Below are 20,533 nucleotides of genomic sequence, written 5' to 3'. Positions count from 1 at the left end.
TCGGGCAAGCACATGCCGGTCGATTTGCCGACCCTGTCGGAGCTCACCCATGGGCGCGCGCTCGAGCGCGGCCCTTGAAACCCCGACAACACAAGCTACAGACCAGGAGATAACCATGGGCGTCAACGACAACGTACAGGTGGATTCCACCGCCAATCACAAGGTCCACGGCGGCACTCAGAATCCGGCTCCGGATCAGTGGGTGCCGTTTGAATGGGAAGAGCCGCGTCTGGGCAAGCAGGTGCAGGGCGAAATCGCCGTGATCCGCACCCACGGCACCTCGGGCACGCTGATGGCCGGGTTCTGGCGCACCGGCCCGACCTCGCCTGGCGGCGCCAAGGACGGCTCGCACACGGTGGTCTACTCCGCGCCGCTGGGCGACGAGACCGCCTGCGTGATCGAGGGTTCGGCCACGCTGACGGTGAACTCCACCGGCCAGAAATTCCACATCGCACCCGGCTCCATCGTCAGCAGCCCGAAGAATCTGGAAGTGACCTGGGAGATCAACGGCCCCTACTTCAAGAAGTACTGGTGCATCTTCAATGGCACCCAAGCCACTGCTGCGCCGCCGGGCGAGCTGCTGGTCACCAACATGAACGACAACCCGGCGGATTGGGAGGCGTATCACTTCGTCGAGCCCAAGGAAGGGCCGCAGGTGGCCGGCGAGCTGTTCTTCATCCGCCCCAGCGGATCGACCGGCACCATGATGAGCGGCATCTGGAGGTCCGGAAAAGGCATCCCCGGGACCAACGTCGATGGCAAGGGCGCGCTGATCACGCCCTACACCGGCGTGCTGGGCGACGAGACCATCCTGCTGCTGGAGGGCGAGGTGGATGTGGTCGAAACCCTGACCGGCAAGCAGCACCACTTCCGCGCCGGCGACGTGATCGGGCTGTCGTCGGGCATGCACATCACCTGGACCTCGCGCGGCCCGTTCTCGAAGAAGCTCTGGGTCATCACCAGGGATCAGCTGCCCGAGTAAGTTCACCGCAATCGCGTCGGCAGCTGCCGCAGGGTCGAAAGGCTCTGCGGCAGTTGCCATTGATTCCGGCCGCCCAGGCTCCTAGGCCGCCGCGCGGTTCACCTGTCGACGCGGGTCGGCCGACCGCCGCGGATCGCCCGTTCGTTTCTCGGCTTGCTGGAAGGCCTCGAACTCGGCCTTCATGCGCAGCACGGTAAACACGCTGAGCATGATGCGGCTGCCCGCCTCCGCCATGGCCGCGCGTTCTTCGACCGGAAGATCCGCCTCGATGCGGTTCTGGAACAGCTCGATTTCCGCGAAAGCGAGTTCGCGGGCTGCCTTGAGATACATCCCGACCGTCGTGGCATCGAAGCCCCGCGCCTCGGTGTAACCCGCGGCGCGCGCCTCACCCCAGAGCCCGACCACCTGCGCGTCCATGCGCGACAAAAACGCGCGGCCGTTGCGTTGATGGATCTGGATGGCGCCGATCTCCTGCAGGACCTTGGCATCGGTCTGCGCCATCGGGCTTTGCGTCTCCAGCGAATCCAGCGCCACCAGCTGGGTGTCGACACCGGTGCGCAGCGCAAACAAGGTATCCAGGTGCGGCAACGACGCGACGTCGTTACGCAGCGCCGCAGCGGACCCGTTGAGCGCCTGCTTGATCTCGTTGATCTTCAGCCGGCCCTCGGTCTGCAGGCGCCGGATGGCCTCGATGGCGCGCACATGCTCCTCGCTGTACTCGGCCACATTGGGCTTGGGGCGCACCGGTTCGGGCAGCAGTCCATGCGCTAGATAAAACTGGACCATCTGCCGGGTCACTCCGGTACGGCGTTCAAGTTCCCGCATTTTCATGGGCTTGGACCTGGATTGCGACAAGGGTGCCGCGCTTGTACGAACTGTACGTTAGCGCATTATTCATTGTTGCCTACCCGGCGCAACGCCATTCGTCCGCCGTTCGTCGGCAACTTAAATTGCACTATTGATTTATGCATTATCTCACTGTACGTTAATACCAGACCCGCGGATGACTTCCGGTCGGACCCGGGCATCAACTCAGCAGGCAGTGCAACTGGAGGAATGTCATGGACTACTTGAAGTATTGGACCCCGGTGGCGGTATTGGCCGCGAGCATCGCGGGTCTCATCGCTGGCGGGCAGTGGGTGTGGGTGGGCATTGCCTCCTTCCCGATCCTGGCCATTCTCGACACCATCGTCGGCCCCGATTTCAGCCAGCGCCGCATGTCGAACGGCTTTGTCGCCAACCTGCCGATCTGGATCTGCTCAATCGGCCCGCTGGCGCAGTATTTCGTGCTGGCCTGGGCCGTGGTTGCGCATGACCTGACCGCCTGGCAAATGCTTGGCGCGGTATTGAGCGTGGCCTGGTTGGGCGTGGTGCCGCTGGTGCCTGCCTCGCACGAGCTCTATCACATGCGCGGCAAGCTGCCACGTCTGGTGGGCCACTACGTGCAGCTGTGCTACCTCGACTGCACCCGCGACATCGGCCACGTGATCAATCACCACATCGACGTGGCGACCGAGGAAGACGGCGATACCGCCCGGCGCGGCCTTGATCTCTACACCTTCACCGGCCGCTCGCTGGTCGAGAGCACCCTGTTTGCGCAGCGCATGGAGGGCAAGGCGCTGAAGAAGCGAGGCCTGAGCGCGTGGAACATCCGTCACCGCGGCTATCGCGCGCTGTTGGCCCTGGGTCTGTTCCACATCGCGATCTTTGCCGTCGGCGGCTGGATGGCGGTGGGACTGGCCCTGGCGGCGCAGCTGGTCGCGCGGCTGTGGGTGGAATCGTTCAACTACTTCCAGCACTACGGGCTGATCCGGCTCAAGGGTGCGCCCATCGGCCGTCGGCACGTATGGAATCACCTCGGCTGGTTCTCGCGCACGGTGGCGTTCGAGATCACCAATCACGCCGACCATCATCTGAATTCCTACCAGGTCTATTACAAGCTGCGGCCGCACAAGGAAGGCATCGTCATGCCCAGCGTGTTCGTGTGCTTTCTCACCGCGCTGATTCCGCCGCTGTGGCACGAGCTGATCGTCAAGCCGGCCCTGAAGCGCTGGGATCTGGAATTCGCCACCCCGGAGGAACGAGTGCTTGCGGCGAAGCAGAACGAAGCTGCCGGCTGGCCGGATTGGCAGCATGAATCCGGCGCCGCGGTTGGCAAGGCCGCCACGGTCGGGATCTGAGAACGCGACCACACCGCGCGAGCCCGCTCCGACCCCCAGCAGCCGCGTAGTCGGATGCGGGCCGCGCACGAAGAACGGAGTCGCCCGGGTTGCCGCCGCCAGGCTGTGCCGGCAATCCGGGTGGCGTGCGGCACCGGCGGCGCCCGCCGCAGCGCGCTCTGCGTCGATCCACGATGGTCTGCCGCGCCGCTCGCAGATAATCGGGCCGCACTCAACCAGACGCCCGCGGGAGGAGAACCCGATGTCGGAAACCCAGGACCCGAGCAGCCCGCGCATCCATCCCGAAGGCCTGGCCGAATGGCTGCGGCGCCGCGCCATGCGGGCGCCGGAAAGGCCGGCCCTGAGCTTCCAGGGACAGACCTGGTCGTACGGAGAATTCCAGGCCCGTATCGAACGCACGGCCGCGATGCTCGCCGCCGGCGGAGTCGGACGCGGTGATCGTGTGGCTTATCTGGCCTTCAATCACCCCTGCATGCTGGTGACGCTGTTCGCGACCACGCGCATCGGCGCGGTGCTGGTGCCTTTGAATTACCGTCTCTCCGCGGTGGAACTGCGCGACATCGTCGCCGACGCCGGTGCCCAGACCCTGATCGTGGACGAGCGCAACCGTGCCGCGATCGAGACCGTGCGCGACGCCATGACCTGCACACGCTATCTGCTGTTTGGCGGCCAGAGCGGAAACTGGGAGTCCCTGGACGCCGCGCTGGATGCGGCCCCCGCCTCGGTGCCGCCGGTCGACGGTCAGCCCGACGACATCGCGGTGCTGATGTACACCTCCGGGACCACCGGGCGGCCCAAGGGCGTGATGCTGTCCAACCGCAATTTCTGGATCAACAACGTCAACTGGCTGCTGAGCTCCGACTACACCTCGCGCGACGTGGCGCTGAACATGGCACCGCTGTTTCACGTCGGCGGACTTTGCGTGGTGCTGCTGGTCACCTTCATGGTCGGCGGCCACAACATCCTTCACGACGGTTTCGATCCGCAAAACTTCCTGGCCGACATCGAGCGCTACGACGTCACCGTCACCTTCACTGTACCGGCGATGATGCTGTTCGCTTCACAGCATCCGAAGTTCGCGCAGACCAACCTGTCCAGCCTGCGCATGATCGTGGCCGGTGGCGCACCGGTGCCCGAGCCGCTGCTGCAGACCTACGCCGCGCGGAAGGTGCCGGTCAGCCAGTGCTACGGCATGACCGAGGCCACTGCTGGCGTCACCTTCCTGGAAACCGAGCGCGCCACCACCAAGCTCGGATCCTGCGGCCGGCCCGGCGTGCTCACCGAGGTCAAGCTGATCGATGCCGAAGGCCGGGAGATCGTCGCGGCCGATGTTCCCGGCGAGCTGTGCATGCGCGGCGGCAATGTGACCCCGGGGTACTGGCAGATGCCGGAGGCCACCGCCAACGTGCTCAGTGCCGATGGCTGGTTTCGCAGCGGCGACGTCGCGCGACGCGACGCCGAAGGCTTCTACACCATCTGCGATCGCACCAAGGACATGATCATCAGCGGCGGCGAGAACATCTACTCCGCCGAAGTGGAAAGCGCGCTCTACGCGCACCCGGCGATCGCCGAAGTGGCCGTCATCGGCATTCCCGACGACAAATGGGGCGAGACGGTCCTGGCAATCGCGGTACTCAAGACGGGACAGACGCTGAGCCTGGAGAGCCTGCGCGATTTCGCCGCGCTCAGCCTGGCGCGCTTCAAGCTTCCGCGCGCGCTAGAGATCGTCGATGCAATGCCGCGCAACTCCAACGGCAAAGTGCAGAAACCCGAACTGCGCCAGCGCTTCGCCAAGGCACGGCTCCAATCCACTTCTGCCCCACCACCGCTTCGGTAGCGGGATACACACGACCGGCCGGAGTAGTGCGCAAACGGTCTGACGCATCCTGCTGTCACGATCTGGTGCCTCACTCCAGCCCAGGCATTCCGCGCCGCGGAGCAACACGTTCGGCATGAAAGCCTGGCGCTGCCGGGAGCCGTCGACGCCGCCAAGCTTCGTGCTGCGGGGATGGTCAGGCGCGAAGCGACATCGTCCTACTGCATCGCCACTTCCGGCAAGGGACACAGAATTCTGCGCGTGGCTTCAGGATCGGGATCGAGCTTGGACAGCGCGATCTTGGTGCGGTACATGGCCGCTGCGCGCTGCTCGGTGTTCACGATATGCGCCGACACCCGGCGCAACCACCGGTTGCGCAGCTTCTGCGAACGAATATCGCGGCGATTGCAGGCCCACGCCGTTTGCTGCTGCCGCCACGCCGCATGCAGGGACTCCCGCTGTTGCGGGTCGGCCATCATGATGGCGGTCTCCTTGATGGCGTAGAACTGCAGCGTATTGACCACGCGCGCGTCCTGCGACAGCGAAGCGATGTACGCTTGCACGTCGTCGCGCAGTCCGTTGCCGTCCCGATCCGCACCGAGCAACGTGGTGTCGTTCTCCGACAGCGCCACCGAACGCGGGCGGGTGAACCTGACCTTGACCAGCACCGGCGTGCCGTCCTCGGTGAACTCGGCCACCTCGACCACGTGACTGGCGATCTCGTCCGGATTCGGCGGGACCGGGCAGGCCAGCTTGGCGTTGGTCTTGCCGGCACGCACATTGTGGCGGTCGGCCTCCTGGATGCGGTGCCAGGTCTCGCGCAGTTCCGGCCCGATGATCGCAGCATCGATCTTGGTCATCAGCGCCTGCTGGTACAAAAAATCGTCGACGTCGCGCGACACGCAACCTTTGGCCAGGAACACCTGATCCAGCGCGCGCTTCACTCCCTGTGTATCGCGGGGGCTGACGCGCAGCGCATCGAGTTTGGCGGTGGCATAGAAACGCAGGGATTTTTCGATCTGCGGGTCCTCGGAGATCGACGCGATCAGGTCGCTCAGCGTTGGCGACAGGCTCACCGCATCGCCCGCCACTTCGCTGGCGGCCTCCGCATCCACCGAGCTTTCCACAGCGGTAGCGGTCGCGTCATCGGCCCGGCTTCCAGCCGACACGTGGAGCGCCACCGCGCCTAGTGCGTAAAACAGCAAGACTGCTTTCGATGTCATCGGTAAAACCCGCAAGCCCCCGAGCCGTCTCGGCTCGCCAAAAAAATAACCTTGACGCTTCGTCCTCGACCCCGTCGTGTGCAGCCGCTAGCCCGCATTTCTCACCGGGGGATCGAGCGAAGGCCGTAGGGCGAGGACGTGCAGGGCGCCGGGGTGGAGCGAATCCCATAGTGGTTCTATGGGGTGAGTGAACCCCAGGCCCTGCGCGCCGCAGACAGGCCAGCGCCGATCCAGCCGGAGAATCCTTCGACAGTCTGTATTCCGAGCAAACTCCAACAACATTGTGAGGATGGGAAATGGCAATGGATTCTCCGGCGACCTGTGAGAAATGCGGGCTAGACCGTCGATGTTGTGGCTCGATCGAAGCTAAACGTTGCGCGCATCGAACCGCCCACCGCGGATGAACACCGTCATGCAGAGCACTTTCAACAGGTCACGGCGCCAAACCGCGGTCCCCGGCGCCGCACAACTGCGAACCCTGCGGATTCAATCCTGCCCGAGCCGCAGCACGTTATCCATGCCGCCGACTGACCTGCTGCCCATGCCCTTGGCCACTCACTCGGCCAAGCACCCGAACCGTGGTCCAACCGACTTTGAACGTCAGCCTCGTTGAATCGCTTCCCGTTCCGTTACCTCCTCTGACCGAACAACACCATATAGTCGCCAAAGTCGACGAACTGATGTCCCTCTGTGACCAGCTCGAAGCCAGCCTGGCCCACGTTGAGAACACCCGCAGCCGCCTGCTCGACGCGCTGCTACGCGAAGCGCTCGCGCCTGCGAGCAGCATCACGGAAATGGAGGCCGCCTGATGCTCACCCACGCGCCGTCGCCCACCGACACGGTCGATATCGTGGAAGTACCCGGCCGGGCCGAGCAGGGTCTGTCTCGTCCGCTCAGGTGTGTGGGTGCCGATGGCTATCTGTACTACGTCAAGGGTCAGCAGCCGAAACGATCCAGTCTGTGGCGAGGGTGGATCTGCGGGCATCTGGCACGGGCCTTGGACGCCGACCGGGCTGGACTGCATACCCCTTCCAGAAGGTCTTCGAGGTCGAGGCTGAAGTCGATATCCGGCCGATCCAGATCTTTTCGTACGTAAGGCAGTCGCGCTGACGGGCGGCTCAAGCTGGCACGAGCCGGGACCGGGCCCTGTCGCAGCCCAATTAGGTACCGCCGGCGGCAGTGCTCGACGCGGCAGGCTTGCTGTCTGCCTTGGGCGCGGCCTTGCTCTCGGTCTTGGCTTCGGCCTTGGTCTCAGCCTTGGCCTCACCCGTCGGCTTGGCGTCACCGCTCCCCGCCTCTCCGGCCAGATTGCGCTTGCCGCCCGACTTGAAGTCGGTTTCGTACCAGCCTTCGCCCTTGAGGCGGAAGCCGGCAGCGGAGATGAGCTTGCTCAATTGCGGCGCGCCGCAGGCGGGACAGTCCACCGGTGCCGGGTCGGCCATGCGGTGATTGATCTCGGACACTTCACCGCAGGCGCCGCAACCGTATTCGTAAAGAGGCATGGCTGTTGTTCTCGACCTCGGAATCAAAGCGGCGCAATGGAGGCCGCCGCGCAGTTTTCAAGTATTGCGGCGGCGGTGCAAATCCGGGAACAGCCTGAATGCAGCCGGCACCGACGGCTGAACCCTGCGGCGATCAGCGCACCAGCATGCTGGAAGCTGGCGACGACGGGGCCTTGCGCAAACGTTTTGCGGCGCCCTGACCTACCGGGATTTGCCTCGATCCGCCGTCAGGCGCCCGTCCTCGAACACCAGGGTGCGACGCCGCTTGCTGCCGGTGCCATAGGTCCAGGTTTCGCGGCCTTCTGCGCGCTCGATGTCGTCGGGGCTGCCCAGCGCGCGGCGCACGTGATCCACCCCCATGCCTTTGAGCACGCGCTTTTCGCGAACTGCGGCATCGAAGCGGGCCGTCTCTTCCTTGCGCGCACGATGCGACTGCAGCCAGCGTGCATCTTCGCGCTTGCGCGACTCGCGTCGACGGTCCATCCGCTCATCGTAGGCGTCGGCCAGGTCGGACGCCTCGCCCGCCGGCACGCGGCCCAGCGGCGGCAGTGCCACCGGCTCGGCGCCGGCCGCGCAGGGTTGGTCGGTGTACACGGTCTTGCCGTCGGCCTCGCAACGGTAGACCTCGGCCAGTACCGGCCCCCTGGCGATCCCGATCAGGATCAAGGCCAGCGTCGCGGCGATCATCGGCTTGCGGGTGAGAATCACGGCCTGCTCCGGCTGCACTGCGCTTGGAGCTTACGCCCGCTCACCCAGGGATCAAGCCGCTGGCTGACGGCAAATGGGCGATAATTGCCGACCTTCCCCAGCAGCCGTGAATCCGCCGTGGCCCAGTACGTCTACACCATGAACAAGGTGGGCAAGATTGTCCCGCCGAAGAAGGAAATCCTTCGCAATATCTCGCTGTCTTTCTTCCCCGGCGCCAAGATCGGGGTGCTCGGCTACAACGGCGCGGGCAAGTCCACCCTGCTCAAGATCATGGCCGGCATCGACCCGGATTTCGTCGGCGAGGCGCGGCCGCAGCCGGGCCTGAAGATGGGCTATCTGCCGCAGGAGCCGCAGCTCGATCCCACCAAGAACGTGCGCGAGAACGTCATGGAGGCGCTGTCCGACGTCACCGACGTGCAGGCCGAGCTGGACGCGGTGTACGCCGCTTACGCCGAGGAAGGCGCGGACTTCGACAAGCTGGCCGCCAGGCAGGCCGAGCTGGAAGCCAAGCTCGCGGCCGGCGGCGGAGAGAACATCGATGTGGTGCTCGACAAGGCCGGCGAAGCGCTGAACCTGCCGCCCTGGGATGCGGATGTCACGCGCCTGTCCGGCGGCGAGCGCCGTCGCGTCGCGCTGTGCCGGCTACTGCTGAGCAAGCCGGACATGATCCTGCTGGACGAACCGACCAACCATCTGGATGCCGAGTCGGTGGCCTGGCTGGAAAAATTCCTCAAGGACTTTCCCGGCACCATCATCGCGGTCACCCATGACCGCTATTTTCTCGACAACGTCGCCGGCTGGATCCTGGAGCTGGATCGCGGCCATGGCATTCCCTGGCAGGGCAACTACTCGTCCTGGCTGGAGCAGAAGGGCAACCGGCTGCAGACCGAGCAGAAACAGGAGGACGCCCACGCCAAGGCGATGAAGGAAGAGCTCGAATGGGTACGCAAGAACGCCAAGGGCCGGCAGTCCAAGTCCAAGGCGCGCCTCAAGGCCTACGAAGAAATGGCCAGCCAGGAATTCCAGAAGCGCGCCGAAACCCGCGAGCTGTACATCCCACCCGGACCGCGTCTGGGCGACCTGGTGATTGAGGTCAACGACGTCGGCAAGCAGTATGACGGCCGCTGGCTGTATCAGGGACTGAACTTCGCGGTGCCCAAAGGCGCCATCGTGGGCATCATCGGCGCCAATGGACGCGGCAAGACCACCCTGTTTCGCATGCTGCTCGATCAGGAAAAGCCGGATAAGGGTTCGATCCGCATCGGCGAGACCGTCAAGCTCGGCTACGTCGACCAGAGCCGTGATGCCCTCAATGGCGACAACACCGTCTTCCAGGAAATCTCCGGCGGCAGCGATCTGCTGCGCATCGGTAACTTCGAGATGCCCGCGCGCGCCTACATCGGCCGCTTCAACTTCAAGGGCGAAAGCCAGCAGAAGCGCGTGAAGGATCTGTCCGGCGGCGAACGCAACCGCCTGCACCTGGCCAAGATGCTGATGAGCGGCGGCAACGTGCTGCTGTTCGACGAACCCACCAACGATCTGGACGTGGAAACCCTGCGCGCACTGGAGGAAGCGCTACTGGACTTCTCCGGCTGCGCGCTGGTGATCTCGCATGACCGCTGGTTCCTGGATCGCGTTGCCACCCACATCCTCGCGTTCGAAGACTCCGGCGAGATCGTGTACCTGGAAGGCAACTACCGCGAGTACGAGGACGACTTCCGCAAGCGCACCGGCAGCGAGCCCGGCGTGAACCGCAAGGCGCGGCACAAGAAGCTGGCCTGATGCCGTAAGCGGCATCAGGAAGCTGGCCGGAGCCGCCTGGTTGGGGACTTGTTTCCGATCAGCGACAGACGTAATGTCGTAATACCGCATTACGGAATACCGATCATGGACTCTTCATCGAGCCGACTGACCGTCAAATATCAAGCCACGATTCCGGCACCGGTTCGGGAAGCCCTCGGCTTGTCGTCTGGAGACTCGGTGGTTTTCGAGGTCCGGGAACCCGGTGTCGTGGTCCTGCGCAAGCAGCAGCCAATGGACCTCGATTACCTGCGCGCCGTCTCCAGCACCCTCGAATCCGAGTGGCTGTCGGACGAAGACGAGGCGGCTTACGCCCATCTCTAAGGCCGCGCCGCGCCTGCCATGAGCTACGAGTGCGGGGAAATCGTGGTCGTCCCTTTCCCGTTCGCCGACCGCAGCGCAAGCAAACGCCGGCCTGCGTTGGTGCTGTCGTCCAGGCGCTGGTTCAACGAACCCTGTGGCCACTCCGTCATGGCCATGATCACGAGTCAGCGCGACGGCAAAACTGCGTGGCCCCTGGACATGCCGATCAAGAGCCCCGCCACCACCGGCCTCACGGTGCCTTCACTGGTGCGTTTCAAGTTGTTCACGCTCGATCATCGGCTGGTCGTTCGCAAGCTGGGGTATCTGTCCGGCGACGACGGCTCGGAACTCGATCGCATCCTCCACAAGTGGCTGTTCCGGTAGCTGCGGCAGGCGTTTTTTCCGATGCCACTGAGCTGGAACGAAATCAAGAACCGCGCCCCCGCCTTCTCGCGCGACTGGACGGACGCCTCCGAAGAGCGCGCTCAGGTGCAGGGCTTCTGGGTCGAGTTCTTCAACATTTTTGGGGTTTCCAGCCGCCGCGTCGCGAGCCTCGAGGAGCCGGTGAGGAAACTCGGTGAACGTCGGGGCTTCATCGATCTGTTCCGGGAAGACACCCGCTCAAAATTCCCCGAAGCCTCGCTCGCCGATCTCCACAACCGGCTGACCATGACGCCGCCCCTGATCAAGGCGCGCCAAGCACTGGTCCGGACGCTGGACGCGGCCTACGTCCCGAGCGGTGGCAAGCGAAACTGGACTTCGGATGCCGGGCGCCTGGCCTTCCTGTTCACTCTCTACCAGCGACTGACCAGCCTGCCGTCTGCTGCAGCATCGGCGAAACCGGCGCGCCGTCGGCGCCCGCAGCCCAGGGGCGCGGAGTGAGCAGGATCGAGTCGCCGCTGATCGATCTCAACGCCGATCTCGGCGAGGGCTTCGGCCGCTGGACCCTGGGCGATGACGAAGCGCTGCTGGACGTGGTCACCAGCGCCAACCTGGCCTGCGGCTTTCACGCGGGCGATCCCGGCATCATGCGGCGCGTGTGCCGTCAGGCATTGCTGCGCGGTGTGCGCATCGGCGCGCAGGTGAGCTATCGCGATCTCGCCGGCTTCGGTCGGCGCGAGATGGAAGTGCCCGCCGACGAGCTCGCCGCCGAAGTGCTGTACCAGATCGGTGCGCTGTCGGCTTTCGGGGAGGTGGCCTACGTCAAACCGCACGGCGCGCTCTACAACCGCTGCATGCGCGATGCGGTGCAGGCGCAGGCGGTGGTCGACGCGCTGGTGGCCTGGCGTCAAAACATTGCCGTGCTGGCGCTGCCCGGCTCGGAGTTGCAGCGCGTCGCCGTCGCTGCCGGCCTGGTGTGCGTCGCCGAAGGCTATGCCGATCGCGCCTACACCTCCGCGGGCCGCCTGCTGCCCCGCGACCAGCCGGGGGCGGTGATCGAAGATGCGGAAGAAGCCGCGCGATCGGCGCTGAGACTGGCGCAAAGCGGCCTGGTCAGAACGCTGTGCGTACACGGCGATACGCCCGGTGCTGTGCAGATAGCGCGGCGGGTGCGCGCGCACCTGCAGGCTGCGGGCATCCGCATCCAGGCGTTCGCCTGAGTGACGGCCGCGAACCGATGTCCGGCCCCTCGCCATCGCTGACTTGCCGGCCTGCCGGCCGCGACGGCTTGCTGGTGGAACTGCACGATCCTGCCGACGTCATGCCCCTGTACGCCGAAATCCACCGCCGCAAGCCGGACGGCATCATCGAGGTGGTGCCGGCCGCGCGCACCGTGCTGATCGCCGGCCCTGGCGCCGCGGCACTGGCACGTGAACTGCCGCACTGGACTCTGACGCCGGATGCGCAGGTTGAGTCACGCGAGATCGAAGTGCCGGTGATCTACGACGGCACCGACCTGCAGTCGGTGGCGACAGCCACCGGTCTCACAACCGCGCAGGTGATCGAACTGCACAGCCAGGCCGACTATCGCGTCGCGTTCTGCGGTTTCGCGCCCGGTTTCGCTTATCTCAGCGGCCTGCCGCAGGCCCTGCATCTGCCGCGGCGAGACACGCCACGGACTGCGGTCCCGGCCGGTTCGGTCGCCATCGCCGGAACCTACAGCGGGGTGTATCCGCGCGCCCTGCCGGGCGGCTGGCAGCTGCTGGGCCGCACCGACCTGGCGTTGTGGAACGCGGCGCGTCAACCTCCGGCCCTGCTGCTGCCGGGCACGCGAGTGCGCTTTGTCCCCCGCACTGGGTAATGGGTACGCCATGAGCCTGCGCGTCCACAAGGCCGGCCCGCTGACCACCGTGCAGGACCTGGGGCGGCCCGGCCACGCCCACCTCGGCGTGCCGGTGTCCGGCGCGGCGGATCGCCCGGCCCTGATCCGCGCCAACCGCCTGGTCGGCAACGCCGACGGCGACGCCGCGCTGGAAATGACCCTGCTGGGCGGACGTTTCGAGTTCACCGTCGCAGCACGAGTGGCGATCAGCGGCGCGGCCATGCCCGCCACGCTGGACGCGACACCGGTGGCGCCGGAACAGGCCTTCGAGGTCCGGCCCGGACAGGTGTTGAGCCTGGGCGCCGCCCGCCGCGGCGTGCGCGGCTATCTGGCGGTGCGCGGTGGCATTGACGTGGAACAGACCCTGGGCAGCCGCGCAACGGATTTGCTGTCGGGCCTGGGGCCACCGGCGCTGCGCGATGGCGACGAGCTGCCGCTGCGCTCCTGCAGGTCAGTAGCCCGCGAGCCGGCCGCCGCGGCCGCCGACATCGTCGACGAAGCGGTCCTGCACTTCATGTCCGGGCCGCGTGCGGACTGGTTCGAGTCGGCTGCGTTGCAGGCGCTCACCGCCACGCCCTATGCGGTCAGTCCGCACAGCAATCGCATCGGCGTGCGCCTGGAAGGTACGCGCTTGGCGCGATGCGTAGCAGGCGAGCTCGACAGCGAAGGCCTGCTGCCGGGTGCGATCCAGGTCCCCGCAGACGGCCAGCCGCTGGTGTTCCTGTACGACCATCCCACCACCGGTGGTTATCCGGTGATCGGCGTGGTCGACGCTATCGACCTGCCGCGGCTGGCGCAGGCGCGGCCGGGCAGCCGGGTGCGTTTCGTTCAAGTCTGACGGCGGGCACGGCCGCCCGACACCGCGAACGGCAGGGCAGTGGACTTGCACAGGGCTGAGATTGAGCCGCACAGCGTTCCGTGGCGGTCGTGTGCACTCAGCCCAGGCCGAGCATCCGCCGCCGGCTGGCGCCTGTGTTTACCACACCCAGTTCCTGCAGCAGTTCGCGCGCGGTGGTTTCGCCGGATTCGACCGCACCTTCCATAAAGCCCTGGTTGTCCCCCGAACAGTGCTCGCCGGCAAAACGCAGGCGTCCGACCGCCTCGCCGATGGCACCGCCCAGCCGTGTCCACTGGCCGGGCTTGGGACACACGTAGCTGCCCCGCACCCAGGGATTGCTGGGCCAGTGAAAGCGCGCTTCGGTCATGTCCTGGCGTTGTGCGGCGATGCCGGGAAACACCTGCTCCAGGTCGGTCACCGCCCGCCGCGCCTGCTCGGCCGCACTGCCCTGGCCGACTTCCAGGCCATGACGGCCGCCGGTGAAGTTGGTGAGGATGCCGGCCTCGCCCACCTGCTGGCGACTGGTTTCCCAACAGCTCTGGTAGCGCAGATCGGAGAATGTACTGCCATCGCATCCGGCGCCCTGCGTCCAGGTGCGCCGGGCAAAGCCGATCATCAGCTTGGCATTGCTGCCGTACGCCAGCTCGGCGATGGCCAGGCGTTTGATCTCGGGCAGCTCCACGTCCAGCTTGACCTCGCGCAGCAGACTCACCGGCAGCGCCAGCACCACATGACTGGCGTGCACGTCCGTGCTCGCGCCGTCGCGACGCAGGCTCAGGCGATAGCGACCGTTGTCGGACTGCGCCACCGCTTCCAGCACCGCGCCGGTCTGAATTGCGCCCTCGAGCCTGCGCGCCAGTTCGGACACGAAACGGTCGTTGCCGCCACGGGTATGAAAGCGCTCGTCGCTGTCGCCGAAAACGTGAAAAGGGTCGGCCTGGGTGGAAATGAAGGTGAGCAGATTGAGCGAAGATTGTTCGCTGGTCTCCAGGCCCATCTCGGTGGTGTAGGCCACGCTCAGCAAGGTGCGGATCCAGCCGGACACGCCGTGACGATCAAACCAGTCGTCGATGCTGAGCCGGTCCAGGTCTTGTGCGTTCTGCGGCTCGCGCCAGGAAATGTCGCCGCTGCCCAGACGCCCGAGGTCGGCGTCGATCAGCGCCGCGATCGGCCGGAATGCTTCCACCACTTCGGCCTCGCTGCGGCGCCGGCCCTCGAACCAGTACAGCGCCCGCGCCAGCTCGGGGCGGTAATCGTTGAAGTCGTCCAGCTCCAGGCTCAGCTCGACCGCCAGTTCGCGCATGTGGCGGTGACCGGTGTCGATCAGTTCGGCACCCAGTTCCGCCACTTGCCGATCGGCGAAATGATCGCGCAGGCTCAGCACGCGACCCCCCAGGCGCGTCTGCGCTTCGTACAGGCTGACCGGCACCCCGGCCTGCCGCAGCCGCCATGCCACGGTCAGTCCGGCCAGGCCGGCGCCGATGACCGCCACCTCGGCGCCGCTACTTGGCGCGGTCGGCACTGAGGCGTCGCGCAGGCCGGCGCAGCCCGCCGCCGCGCCGGCCGCCGCCAGGGTGGCGCTGCGCAGAAAAGCGCGCCGACCGCGGTCGGGCGCGGCGTGCTCCCAGCGTTGCAGGGCTTCGGCGGCGCCGAACCCGGCGTGATTGGACGCATGCGCCAGGCGCATCGCGCGTCTCAGGCGATGAAACAGATCGGTGTTGGCCATGCCGAAGCTCCTTTGGTCAGCTGCGCCGGAGCATGACGGGGCGCCCCTGCGCTGTCATGCACGTGTCGGCGAGTGCGGGCGCCGTCCCACCTTAGGGCGGCGGGCTTGCGGCGGGAGAAAAGCGTTTCAGCCACGGATCGCGCGGATCGCGCCGATTGAATCGAGCGCTTGTCGCAGGCAACTCATGCGCCCGTCGGGTGATGCAATGAGTCTCGGCAACCCGTTCGACGTATGCGTGTTCGTCGGTGTAATGGGTGGCTGAGCGGCTTCTTGATTCAGACCACCAGTCCCATCGCGCGCGCCGCGTTGGTCGCTTGCAGGCGGCTGTTGACGGCCAGCTTCGAGTAGATGTTCTTGAGGTGAAACTTGACCGTGTTGCGCGACACGAACATGCGTGCGGCGATGTCGTCGTTGGTGGCGCCGTTGGCGAGCAGGATGAGAATCTTGCGCTCGCGTTCGGTCAGGGGCTCCAGCGCCTGGAACTCGGGAAGCTGGGCGGCGGGCCGTTCGCGGCCGGCAAGTTGCAGCAGGCGCGTGGCAAAGCGCAGCGTGTCGGGTCCGACGCGCTCGCCTTGGGTCTGCAGGCGCTCCAAGAGGCCAACCACCGCCTTGCCCTCGTCCAGGATGCAGCGCACCAAGCCGCCCGGTCGCGCCTTTTCCAGCGCGATCGCGAGCCTTTGCTGCGCCTGCGCAGTGTCGCCCTGGAACTCGTGGGCCAGCGCCAGCAGCACGTTCAACTTGACCTGGCGCCGCACCCATACCCCTTCCGGATCGGCCGCGCGTTCGGGTTGCAGAGTCGCCAGCGCCTCCAGCGGCTGCTGCTGGTGGATCGACAGGCGCGCACGGGCGAATCGCTCGCCTTCGTGGTCTTCAGAAAACACGATCCATCCAGCCGGTAGCGGCAGGCTCGCGCTCGCCATGCGGCTGGCGGCGGCCATCGCGCGATCGACCTCGCCGCGCAGCAACCAGCGCCGCACGCGCTCCCACTCCACCATCCGCGTCAGCCGCGGCCAGCCGCTGGCCAGTGCGACCTGTTCGGCCTCGTCGAGCATTTCCACCGCCTGCGACGGCCGCCCGCGCAGCTCGTGGATGCGCGACATCGTCAGCAGCGCCAGCGCGCTGAAGTCCAGCGGCGCGAACTGCAGAATGGCCTCGTGCGACTGTTCGAATTGCTGTTCGGCGGCACCGACGTCGCCAGCCTCGTAAAGCGCTTGCACATAGCTGGCGAGAATCACCGCCGAGGCCACCGAATCGTCCAGGCGCATCCATGGCAGCAGGGCCGCCTGGCGATACAGTTCCAGCACGTCTGCCAGGCGCCCCTGGACCAGCAGGCTCATGCCCTGCAGCGCGATCGAATAGCCCAGGCTGAACCCCGATTCGGCGATCTCACCGTGGCTGCGCGCCAGCGCCAGATACTGCCTGGCGCCCTCGAAGTCGCTTTGGAAAATGGCCAGATAGGCGCGCAGATTGGCGGCCGCAGCGATCTCGAACGCACGGAAGCCGGACAGCCCGGTCACCTGCACATCCACAGTCCGGATGATGTCGCGACTGGTTTCGAGTCGGTCGCCGAGCAAGGCCAGCATCGCTCGCACGATGTCGGGCTGCACCTCGCCATCCGCGCTTGGCGCCACCGTCTTGAGCAGCGCGGCGATCGGCGGCAGCTTCTGGCTGCGGCGCAGGAAACACAGCGCCCAGGCGATCTTGACCACCAGCTCCGGGCGCGCGCCGACCTCGTCCAGCGGCAGCGCCTCGTACCAGTGTTCCACCGTGACCAGATGTCCCAGCGCCACCAGGCGCGAAGCCCAGACATCGAGCACGTCGGCCGCCAGCGCATGCTCGCCAGCGGCCATCGCGTGGCCCATGGCCTCTTCGTAATGCCCGCGTGCCTTGAACCAGCGTGCTGCGCGCTCGTGAATTTGCTGCAGCCGCGCCGGCGCCTGTGCGCGCAACTGATCCTCCAGAAACGAGGCGAACAGGGCGTGATATCCGAACCAGCCGGCCTCGGCATCGAGACTGCGCACGAACAGTCCGGAGCGCTCCAGTTGCAGCAGGATGGCCTGGGAATCGCAGCGTTCCAGCACCTCATCGCAGAGCGGACCGCTGAGGCGTCGCAGCGGCGCGCTGTGCAGCAGAAACTCCTGAACCTGCGGCGTTTGCAGCGCCAGGACGTTGTCGGCCAGGTAGTCGGCCAGTTCGCGCGGCCGGTACACCGACAGGTCGCGCAGCGAGCCGCGCACGTTGGGACTGGCCAGCGACAGGCGGAACAACTGCAAGGCCGCAGGCCAGCCCTCGGTCTTCCGGTAGATGGCCTTGAGCTCGTCTTCGCGCACGCTCAAATCCTGCGCACCGGCAAAGAAGCGGCGCACTTCCACGGGCGAAAAGCGCAGCTCTTCGGCGCGCAGCACCAGCGCCTGATGATTCACCACCTGTCGCGCCAGACCGATGTCCGGCACCGAACGCGACCCGAAAAACATCCGCACCCGTTCCGGCAGGTGATCGATCAGCTCCTTGAAATAGGCCAGCACCGAGCGGTTCGAAACGGCCTGGAAATCGTCGAAGAACAGCGCCAGGGGGCGCTTGAATTCCAGCAGACGGGCGATGAAACCATCGGCACGCGAGCCCTGATCGTCGCGATCCTCGGCCGCCGGCGTCGACTCGGGGCGATCGGTCGCCTCGTCTTCGAGCATCGACAGCATCGCCTGCAGATGCATCGACAGACGGCGCAGATCGTTATCGGCTTCGTCCATGTTCAGCCATGCGGTGAGCATCCCGGAACGCCGGCACTGCACCATGGCCTGCTGCAGCACGGTGGACTTGCCATGCCCGGCAGGGCCCTGCACCAGCACGATGCGCGCCGGTTCGCGTCCGAAGATACGGCTCAGCAGGTCATCGCGACTGATGGCACCGGCATAGGCACGCGGCTCGTACAGCTTGTGGCCGTAGCGATAGACGGGAGGATCGGGATCGGCGTGCGGGGTGCGCATGACCGGAACGAGGTTAGCAATTTCCACGCGCGGGCACGGCACCCTCGGGGCCGGTCAGGAGCCATCAGACGGTCGCGCGTGGCGAACGACCTCAGCGCTGGTCGCGGATGGCGCCAGTGCGCAGGCGCAGGTCGTTGAGGCGGATGAAGCCCTCGGCGTCCTTCTGGTCGTGCGAGTTGCCGCACCCGGCGGGGTCCTTTCGCGACAGCGAAGGGTCGACGGCAGCGGCAACACGCGTGGCGTACAACCTCAGCGCTGGTCGCGCAGGGCCCCGGTGCGCAGACGCAGGCCGTTCAATCGGATGAAGCCCTCGGCGTCTTTCTGGTTGTACGCCCCCCGGTCATCTTCGAAGGTGGCGATGCTGGCGTCGAACAGGCTGTCCGGCGAGCGCCGCCCGGCGTTGTAGACGTTGCCCTTGTAGAGCTTGAGGCGTACCTCGCCGTTCACGCGCTCCTGCGAGGCGTCGATCATCGCCTGCAGCATGCGGCGTTCCGGGCTCCACCAGTAGCCGTTGTAGATCAGGCTGGCGTAGCGCGGCATGAGTTCGTCCTTCATGTGCGCGACCTCGCGATCCAGGGTCAGCGACTCGATGGCGCGATGCGCCTTGAGCATCAGGGTGCCGCCCGGGGTCTCGTAGCAGCCGCGCGACTTCATGCCGACGTAGCGGTTCTCGACGATGTCGAGGCGGCCGATGCCGTGACGACCGGCGATCTGGTTGAGCCGGGTCAATAGCTCGTGCGGACTGAGCTTTTCGCCGTCGATCGCGACCGGATCGCCCTTGGCGAACTCCAGGGTCAGGTATTCGGGCGCATCGGGTGCGTCCTCGGGGTTGGCGGTCCAACGCCAGATGTCGTCGGGTGGGCACCACCAGGGGTCTTCCAGACCGCCGCCTTCATAGGAGATGTGCAGCGAGTTGGCGTCCATCGAATACGGACTGCCGCCATCCTTTTTCTTGGCGATGGGAATGTCGTGCTGCGCGGCGTAGGCCAGCAGCTTTTCACGCGAGTTCAAATCCCACTCGCGCCACGGCGCGATGACCTTGACCTCCGGCCACAGCGCATAGGCGCCCAGCTCGAAGCGCACCTGGTCGTTGCCCTTGCCGGTGGCACCGTGGCTGATGGTGTCGGCGCCGGTGAGCCGGGCGATCTCCACCATGCGCTTGGCGATCAACGGCCGGGCGATTGACGTGCCGAGCAGGTATTCGCCCTCGTAGATGGCATTGGCGCGGAACATCGGGAAGACGAAGTCGCGCGCGAATTCCTCGCGCAGGTCGTCGATGAAGATTTCCCTGACGCCGAATTGCTCGGCCTTGGGCCGCACGTGGTCGAGTTCTTCGCCCTGGCCGATGTCGGCGGTGAAGGTCACCACCTCGCAGGAATAGGTGTCCTGCAGCCACTTGAGGATGACGGAGGTGTCCAGTCCACCGGAATAGGCGAGGACGACTTTGCGGGTCTTGCTCATGAGGCGCGAGGCGTGAAGAGGGAGGAGTGAGGCGCGAAGGAAGCGCGGATTATAGAGCCGCTTCCGCTATAGTTCCGCGCCCATGAGCGATCCCTCCTCCCCCCCCGCGCCACGCGTCGGCCATCGTTTCCGCGGCTTTCTGCCGGTGGTCGTGGATGTCGAGACCGGCGGGTTCAACAACGCCACCGACGCTCTGCTGGAAATTGCCGCGGTGATCCTGGGGGTGGACGAGCACGGTCAGCTGGTCCGCCGCCAGACCGTGTTCGCCCACGTGGAACCCTTTCCCGGTGCCAACATGGAAAAGGCCTCGATGGAGGTCAACGGGATCAGAATCGACAACCCGCTGCGTCTGGCCAAGCGGGAAACCGAGGCGCTGTCGCACATCTTCAAGCCGATCCGCCAGGCCATCTCCGAGAACGGCTGCACCCGCGCCGTACTGGTCGGTCACAACGCGCATTTCGACCTGGGGTTTCTCAACGCTGCGGTGACGCGCACCGGCATCAAGCGCAACCCGTTTCATCCGTTTTCGTGCTTCGACACCGTGACCCTGGCCGGCAGCCTGCTGGGCCAGACCGTGCTGGCGCGCGCGGTCGAGGCCGCCGGCTTGACCTACGATCCGCGCGAGGCGCATTCGGCAATCTACGACGCCGAGATGACTGCCGACCTGTTCTGCGTGCTGATCAACCGGGTGCGGCCCTTGTTCGAGGCCTCGGCCACCGCTGCACCGATTCCCGACTGAGCGGCCCG

General features: G+C 66.1%; 21 protein-coding genes. 13 read left to right on the top strand and 8 right to left on the bottom strand.

What is annotated here, in order from left to right:
- Positions 1-115 precede the first annotated feature (115 nt).
- Positions 116-982, top strand: coding sequence for a cupin domain-containing protein (locus ACOOHP_RS19670; RefSeq protein WP_420468173.1), 867 nt, complete (start codon positions 116-118; stop codon positions 980-982).
- 81 nt (positions 983-1,063) lie between these two features.
- On the opposite strand, the gene ACOOHP_RS19665 is transcribed toward ACOOHP_RS19670, so the two are convergent.
- The gene (locus ACOOHP_RS19665) at positions 1,064-1,813 is read right to left on the bottom strand and encodes a MerR family transcriptional regulator (protein WP_420468172.1); all 750 of its coding nucleotides are present in this window, start codon (positions 1,811-1,813) and stop codon (positions 1,064-1,066) included.
- A 230-nt stretch (positions 1,814-2,043) separates the two neighbouring features.
- Between ACOOHP_RS19665 and ACOOHP_RS19660 the strand changes: the two genes are divergently transcribed.
- Complete coding sequence (locus ACOOHP_RS19660; protein ID WP_420468171.1) at positions 2,044-3,162, top strand: alkane 1-monooxygenase; 1,119 nt, start codon at positions 2,044-2,046, stop codon at positions 3,160-3,162.
- A gap of 241 nt (positions 3,163-3,403) precedes the next feature.
- Entirely contained in the window at positions 3,404-4,999 is a 1,596-nt protein-coding gene (locus ACOOHP_RS19655; protein WP_420468170.1) for an acyl-CoA synthetase, read from the top strand.
- A gap of 197 nt (positions 5,000-5,196) precedes the next feature.
- On the opposite strand, the gene ACOOHP_RS19650 is transcribed toward ACOOHP_RS19655, so the two are convergent.
- Positions 5,197-6,201, bottom strand: a complete 1,005-nt coding sequence (locus tag ACOOHP_RS19650) for a hypothetical protein (RefSeq protein WP_420468169.1) — start codon at positions 6,199-6,201, stop codon at positions 5,197-5,199.
- A 680-nt stretch (positions 6,202-6,881) separates the two neighbouring features.
- Between ACOOHP_RS19650 and ACOOHP_RS19645 the strand changes: the two genes are divergently transcribed.
- Together ACOOHP_RS19645 and ACOOHP_RS19640 are read left to right on the top strand one after the other, a co-directional pair.
- Complete coding sequence (locus ACOOHP_RS19645; RefSeq protein ID WP_420468168.1) at positions 6,882-7,010, top strand: hypothetical protein; 129 nt, start codon at positions 6,882-6,884, stop codon at positions 7,008-7,010.
- Positions 7,010-7,297, top strand: coding sequence for a HipA family kinase (locus ACOOHP_RS19640; RefSeq protein WP_420468167.1), 288 nt, complete (start codon positions 7,010-7,012; stop codon positions 7,295-7,297). The genes ACOOHP_RS19645 and ACOOHP_RS19640 overlap by 1 nt, the downstream gene beginning before the upstream one ends.
- 64 nt (positions 7,298-7,361) lie before the next feature.
- Here the strand turns inward: ACOOHP_RS19640 and ACOOHP_RS19635 are convergent, their stop codons facing one another.
- Positions 7,362-7,703: an FmdB family zinc ribbon protein gene (locus ACOOHP_RS19635; protein ID WP_420468166.1), complete on the bottom strand. Its 342-nt coding sequence runs from the start codon at positions 7,701-7,703 to the stop codon at positions 7,362-7,364.
- A 201-nt stretch (positions 7,704-7,904) separates the two neighbouring features.
- Positions 7,905-8,411: a DUF4124 domain-containing protein gene (locus tag ACOOHP_RS19630; protein WP_420468165.1), complete on the bottom strand. Its 507-nt coding sequence runs from the start codon at positions 8,409-8,411 to the stop codon at positions 7,905-7,907.
- 117 nt (positions 8,412-8,528) lie between these two features.
- Between ACOOHP_RS19630 and ettA the strand changes: the two genes are divergently transcribed.
- From ettA to ACOOHP_RS19595, 7 genes are all read left to right on the top strand, one after another.
- Positions 8,529-10,193: an energy-dependent translational throttle protein EttA gene (gene ettA / locus ACOOHP_RS19625; protein ID WP_420468164.1), complete on the top strand. Its 1,665-nt coding sequence runs from the start codon at positions 8,529-8,531 to the stop codon at positions 10,191-10,193.
- A gap of 105 nt (positions 10,194-10,298) precedes the next feature.
- Positions 10,299-10,535 carry an AbrB/MazE/SpoVT family DNA-binding domain-containing protein gene (locus ACOOHP_RS19620; protein WP_420468163.1) on the top strand — a complete coding sequence of 79 codons (237 nt, stop codon included), beginning with the start codon at positions 10,299-10,301 and terminating at the stop codon, positions 10,533-10,535.
- Positions 10,536-10,553: 18 nt separating this feature from the next.
- Positions 10,554-10,898: a type II toxin-antitoxin system PemK/MazF family toxin gene (locus ACOOHP_RS19615; RefSeq protein ID WP_420468162.1), complete on the top strand. Its 345-nt coding sequence runs from the start codon at positions 10,554-10,556 to the stop codon at positions 10,896-10,898.
- Between the two features lie 21 nt (positions 10,899-10,919).
- The gene (locus tag ACOOHP_RS19610) at positions 10,920-11,396 is read left to right on the top strand and encodes a type IIL restriction-modification enzyme MmeI (protein WP_420468161.1); all 477 of its coding nucleotides are present in this window, start codon (positions 10,920-10,922) and stop codon (positions 11,394-11,396) included.
- A 5-nt stretch (positions 11,397-11,401) separates the two neighbouring features.
- Positions 11,402-12,115: a LamB/YcsF family protein gene (locus ACOOHP_RS19605; RefSeq protein WP_420468754.1), complete on the top strand. Its 714-nt coding sequence runs from the start codon at positions 11,402-11,404 to the stop codon at positions 12,113-12,115.
- Positions 12,116-12,132: 17 nt separating this feature from the next.
- The gene (pxpB, locus tag ACOOHP_RS19600) at positions 12,133-12,756 is read left to right on the top strand and encodes a 5-oxoprolinase subunit PxpB (protein WP_420468160.1); all 624 of its coding nucleotides are present in this window, start codon (positions 12,133-12,135) and stop codon (positions 12,754-12,756) included.
- A gap of 10 nt (positions 12,757-12,766) precedes the next feature.
- A complete protein-coding gene (locus ACOOHP_RS19595) occupies positions 12,767-13,615 on the top strand; it encodes a biotin-dependent carboxyltransferase family protein (RefSeq protein WP_420468159.1) in 849 nt (282 codons plus the stop codon).
- A gap of 97 nt (positions 13,616-13,712) precedes the next feature.
- On the opposite strand, the gene ACOOHP_RS19590 is transcribed toward ACOOHP_RS19595, so the two are convergent.
- From ACOOHP_RS19590 to ACOOHP_RS19575, 4 genes are all read right to left on the bottom strand, one after another.
- On the bottom strand, positions 13,713-15,341 hold the full coding sequence (locus ACOOHP_RS19590; RefSeq protein ID WP_420468158.1) for a flavin monoamine oxidase family protein: 1,629 nt from the start codon (positions 15,339-15,341) through the stop codon (positions 13,713-13,715).
- 275 nt (positions 15,342-15,616) lie between these two features.
- Positions 15,617-18,325, bottom strand: a complete 2,709-nt coding sequence (locus ACOOHP_RS19585; protein WP_420468157.1) for a LuxR C-terminal-related transcriptional regulator — start codon at positions 18,323-18,325, stop codon at positions 15,617-15,619.
- Positions 18,326-18,416: 91 nt separating this feature from the next.
- The gene (locus tag ACOOHP_RS19580; RefSeq protein ID WP_420468156.1) at positions 18,417-18,572 is read right to left on the bottom strand and encodes a hypothetical protein; all 156 of its coding nucleotides are present in this window, start codon (positions 18,570-18,572) and stop codon (positions 18,417-18,419) included.
- Between the two features lie 2 nt (positions 18,573-18,574).
- On the bottom strand, positions 18,575-19,786 hold the full coding sequence (locus ACOOHP_RS19575) for an argininosuccinate synthase (protein WP_420468155.1): 1,212 nt from the start codon (positions 19,784-19,786) through the stop codon (positions 18,575-18,577).
- A gap of 82 nt (positions 19,787-19,868) precedes the next feature.
- On the opposite strand from ACOOHP_RS19575, the gene rnt reads away from it, so the two are divergent.
- Entirely contained in the window at positions 19,869-20,525 is a 657-nt protein-coding gene (gene rnt / locus ACOOHP_RS19570) for a ribonuclease T (RefSeq protein ID WP_420468154.1), read from the top strand.
- The last annotated feature ends 8 nt before the right edge of the window (positions 20,526-20,533 follow it).

Origin of the sequence: Panacagrimonas sp. (genome assembly GCF_965216805.1) — a bacterium.
Lineage (GTDB): Bacteria > Pseudomonadota > Gammaproteobacteria > Nevskiales > Nevskiaceae > Panacagrimonas.
This window is presented reverse-complemented; position numbering and strand designations above follow the sequence as displayed.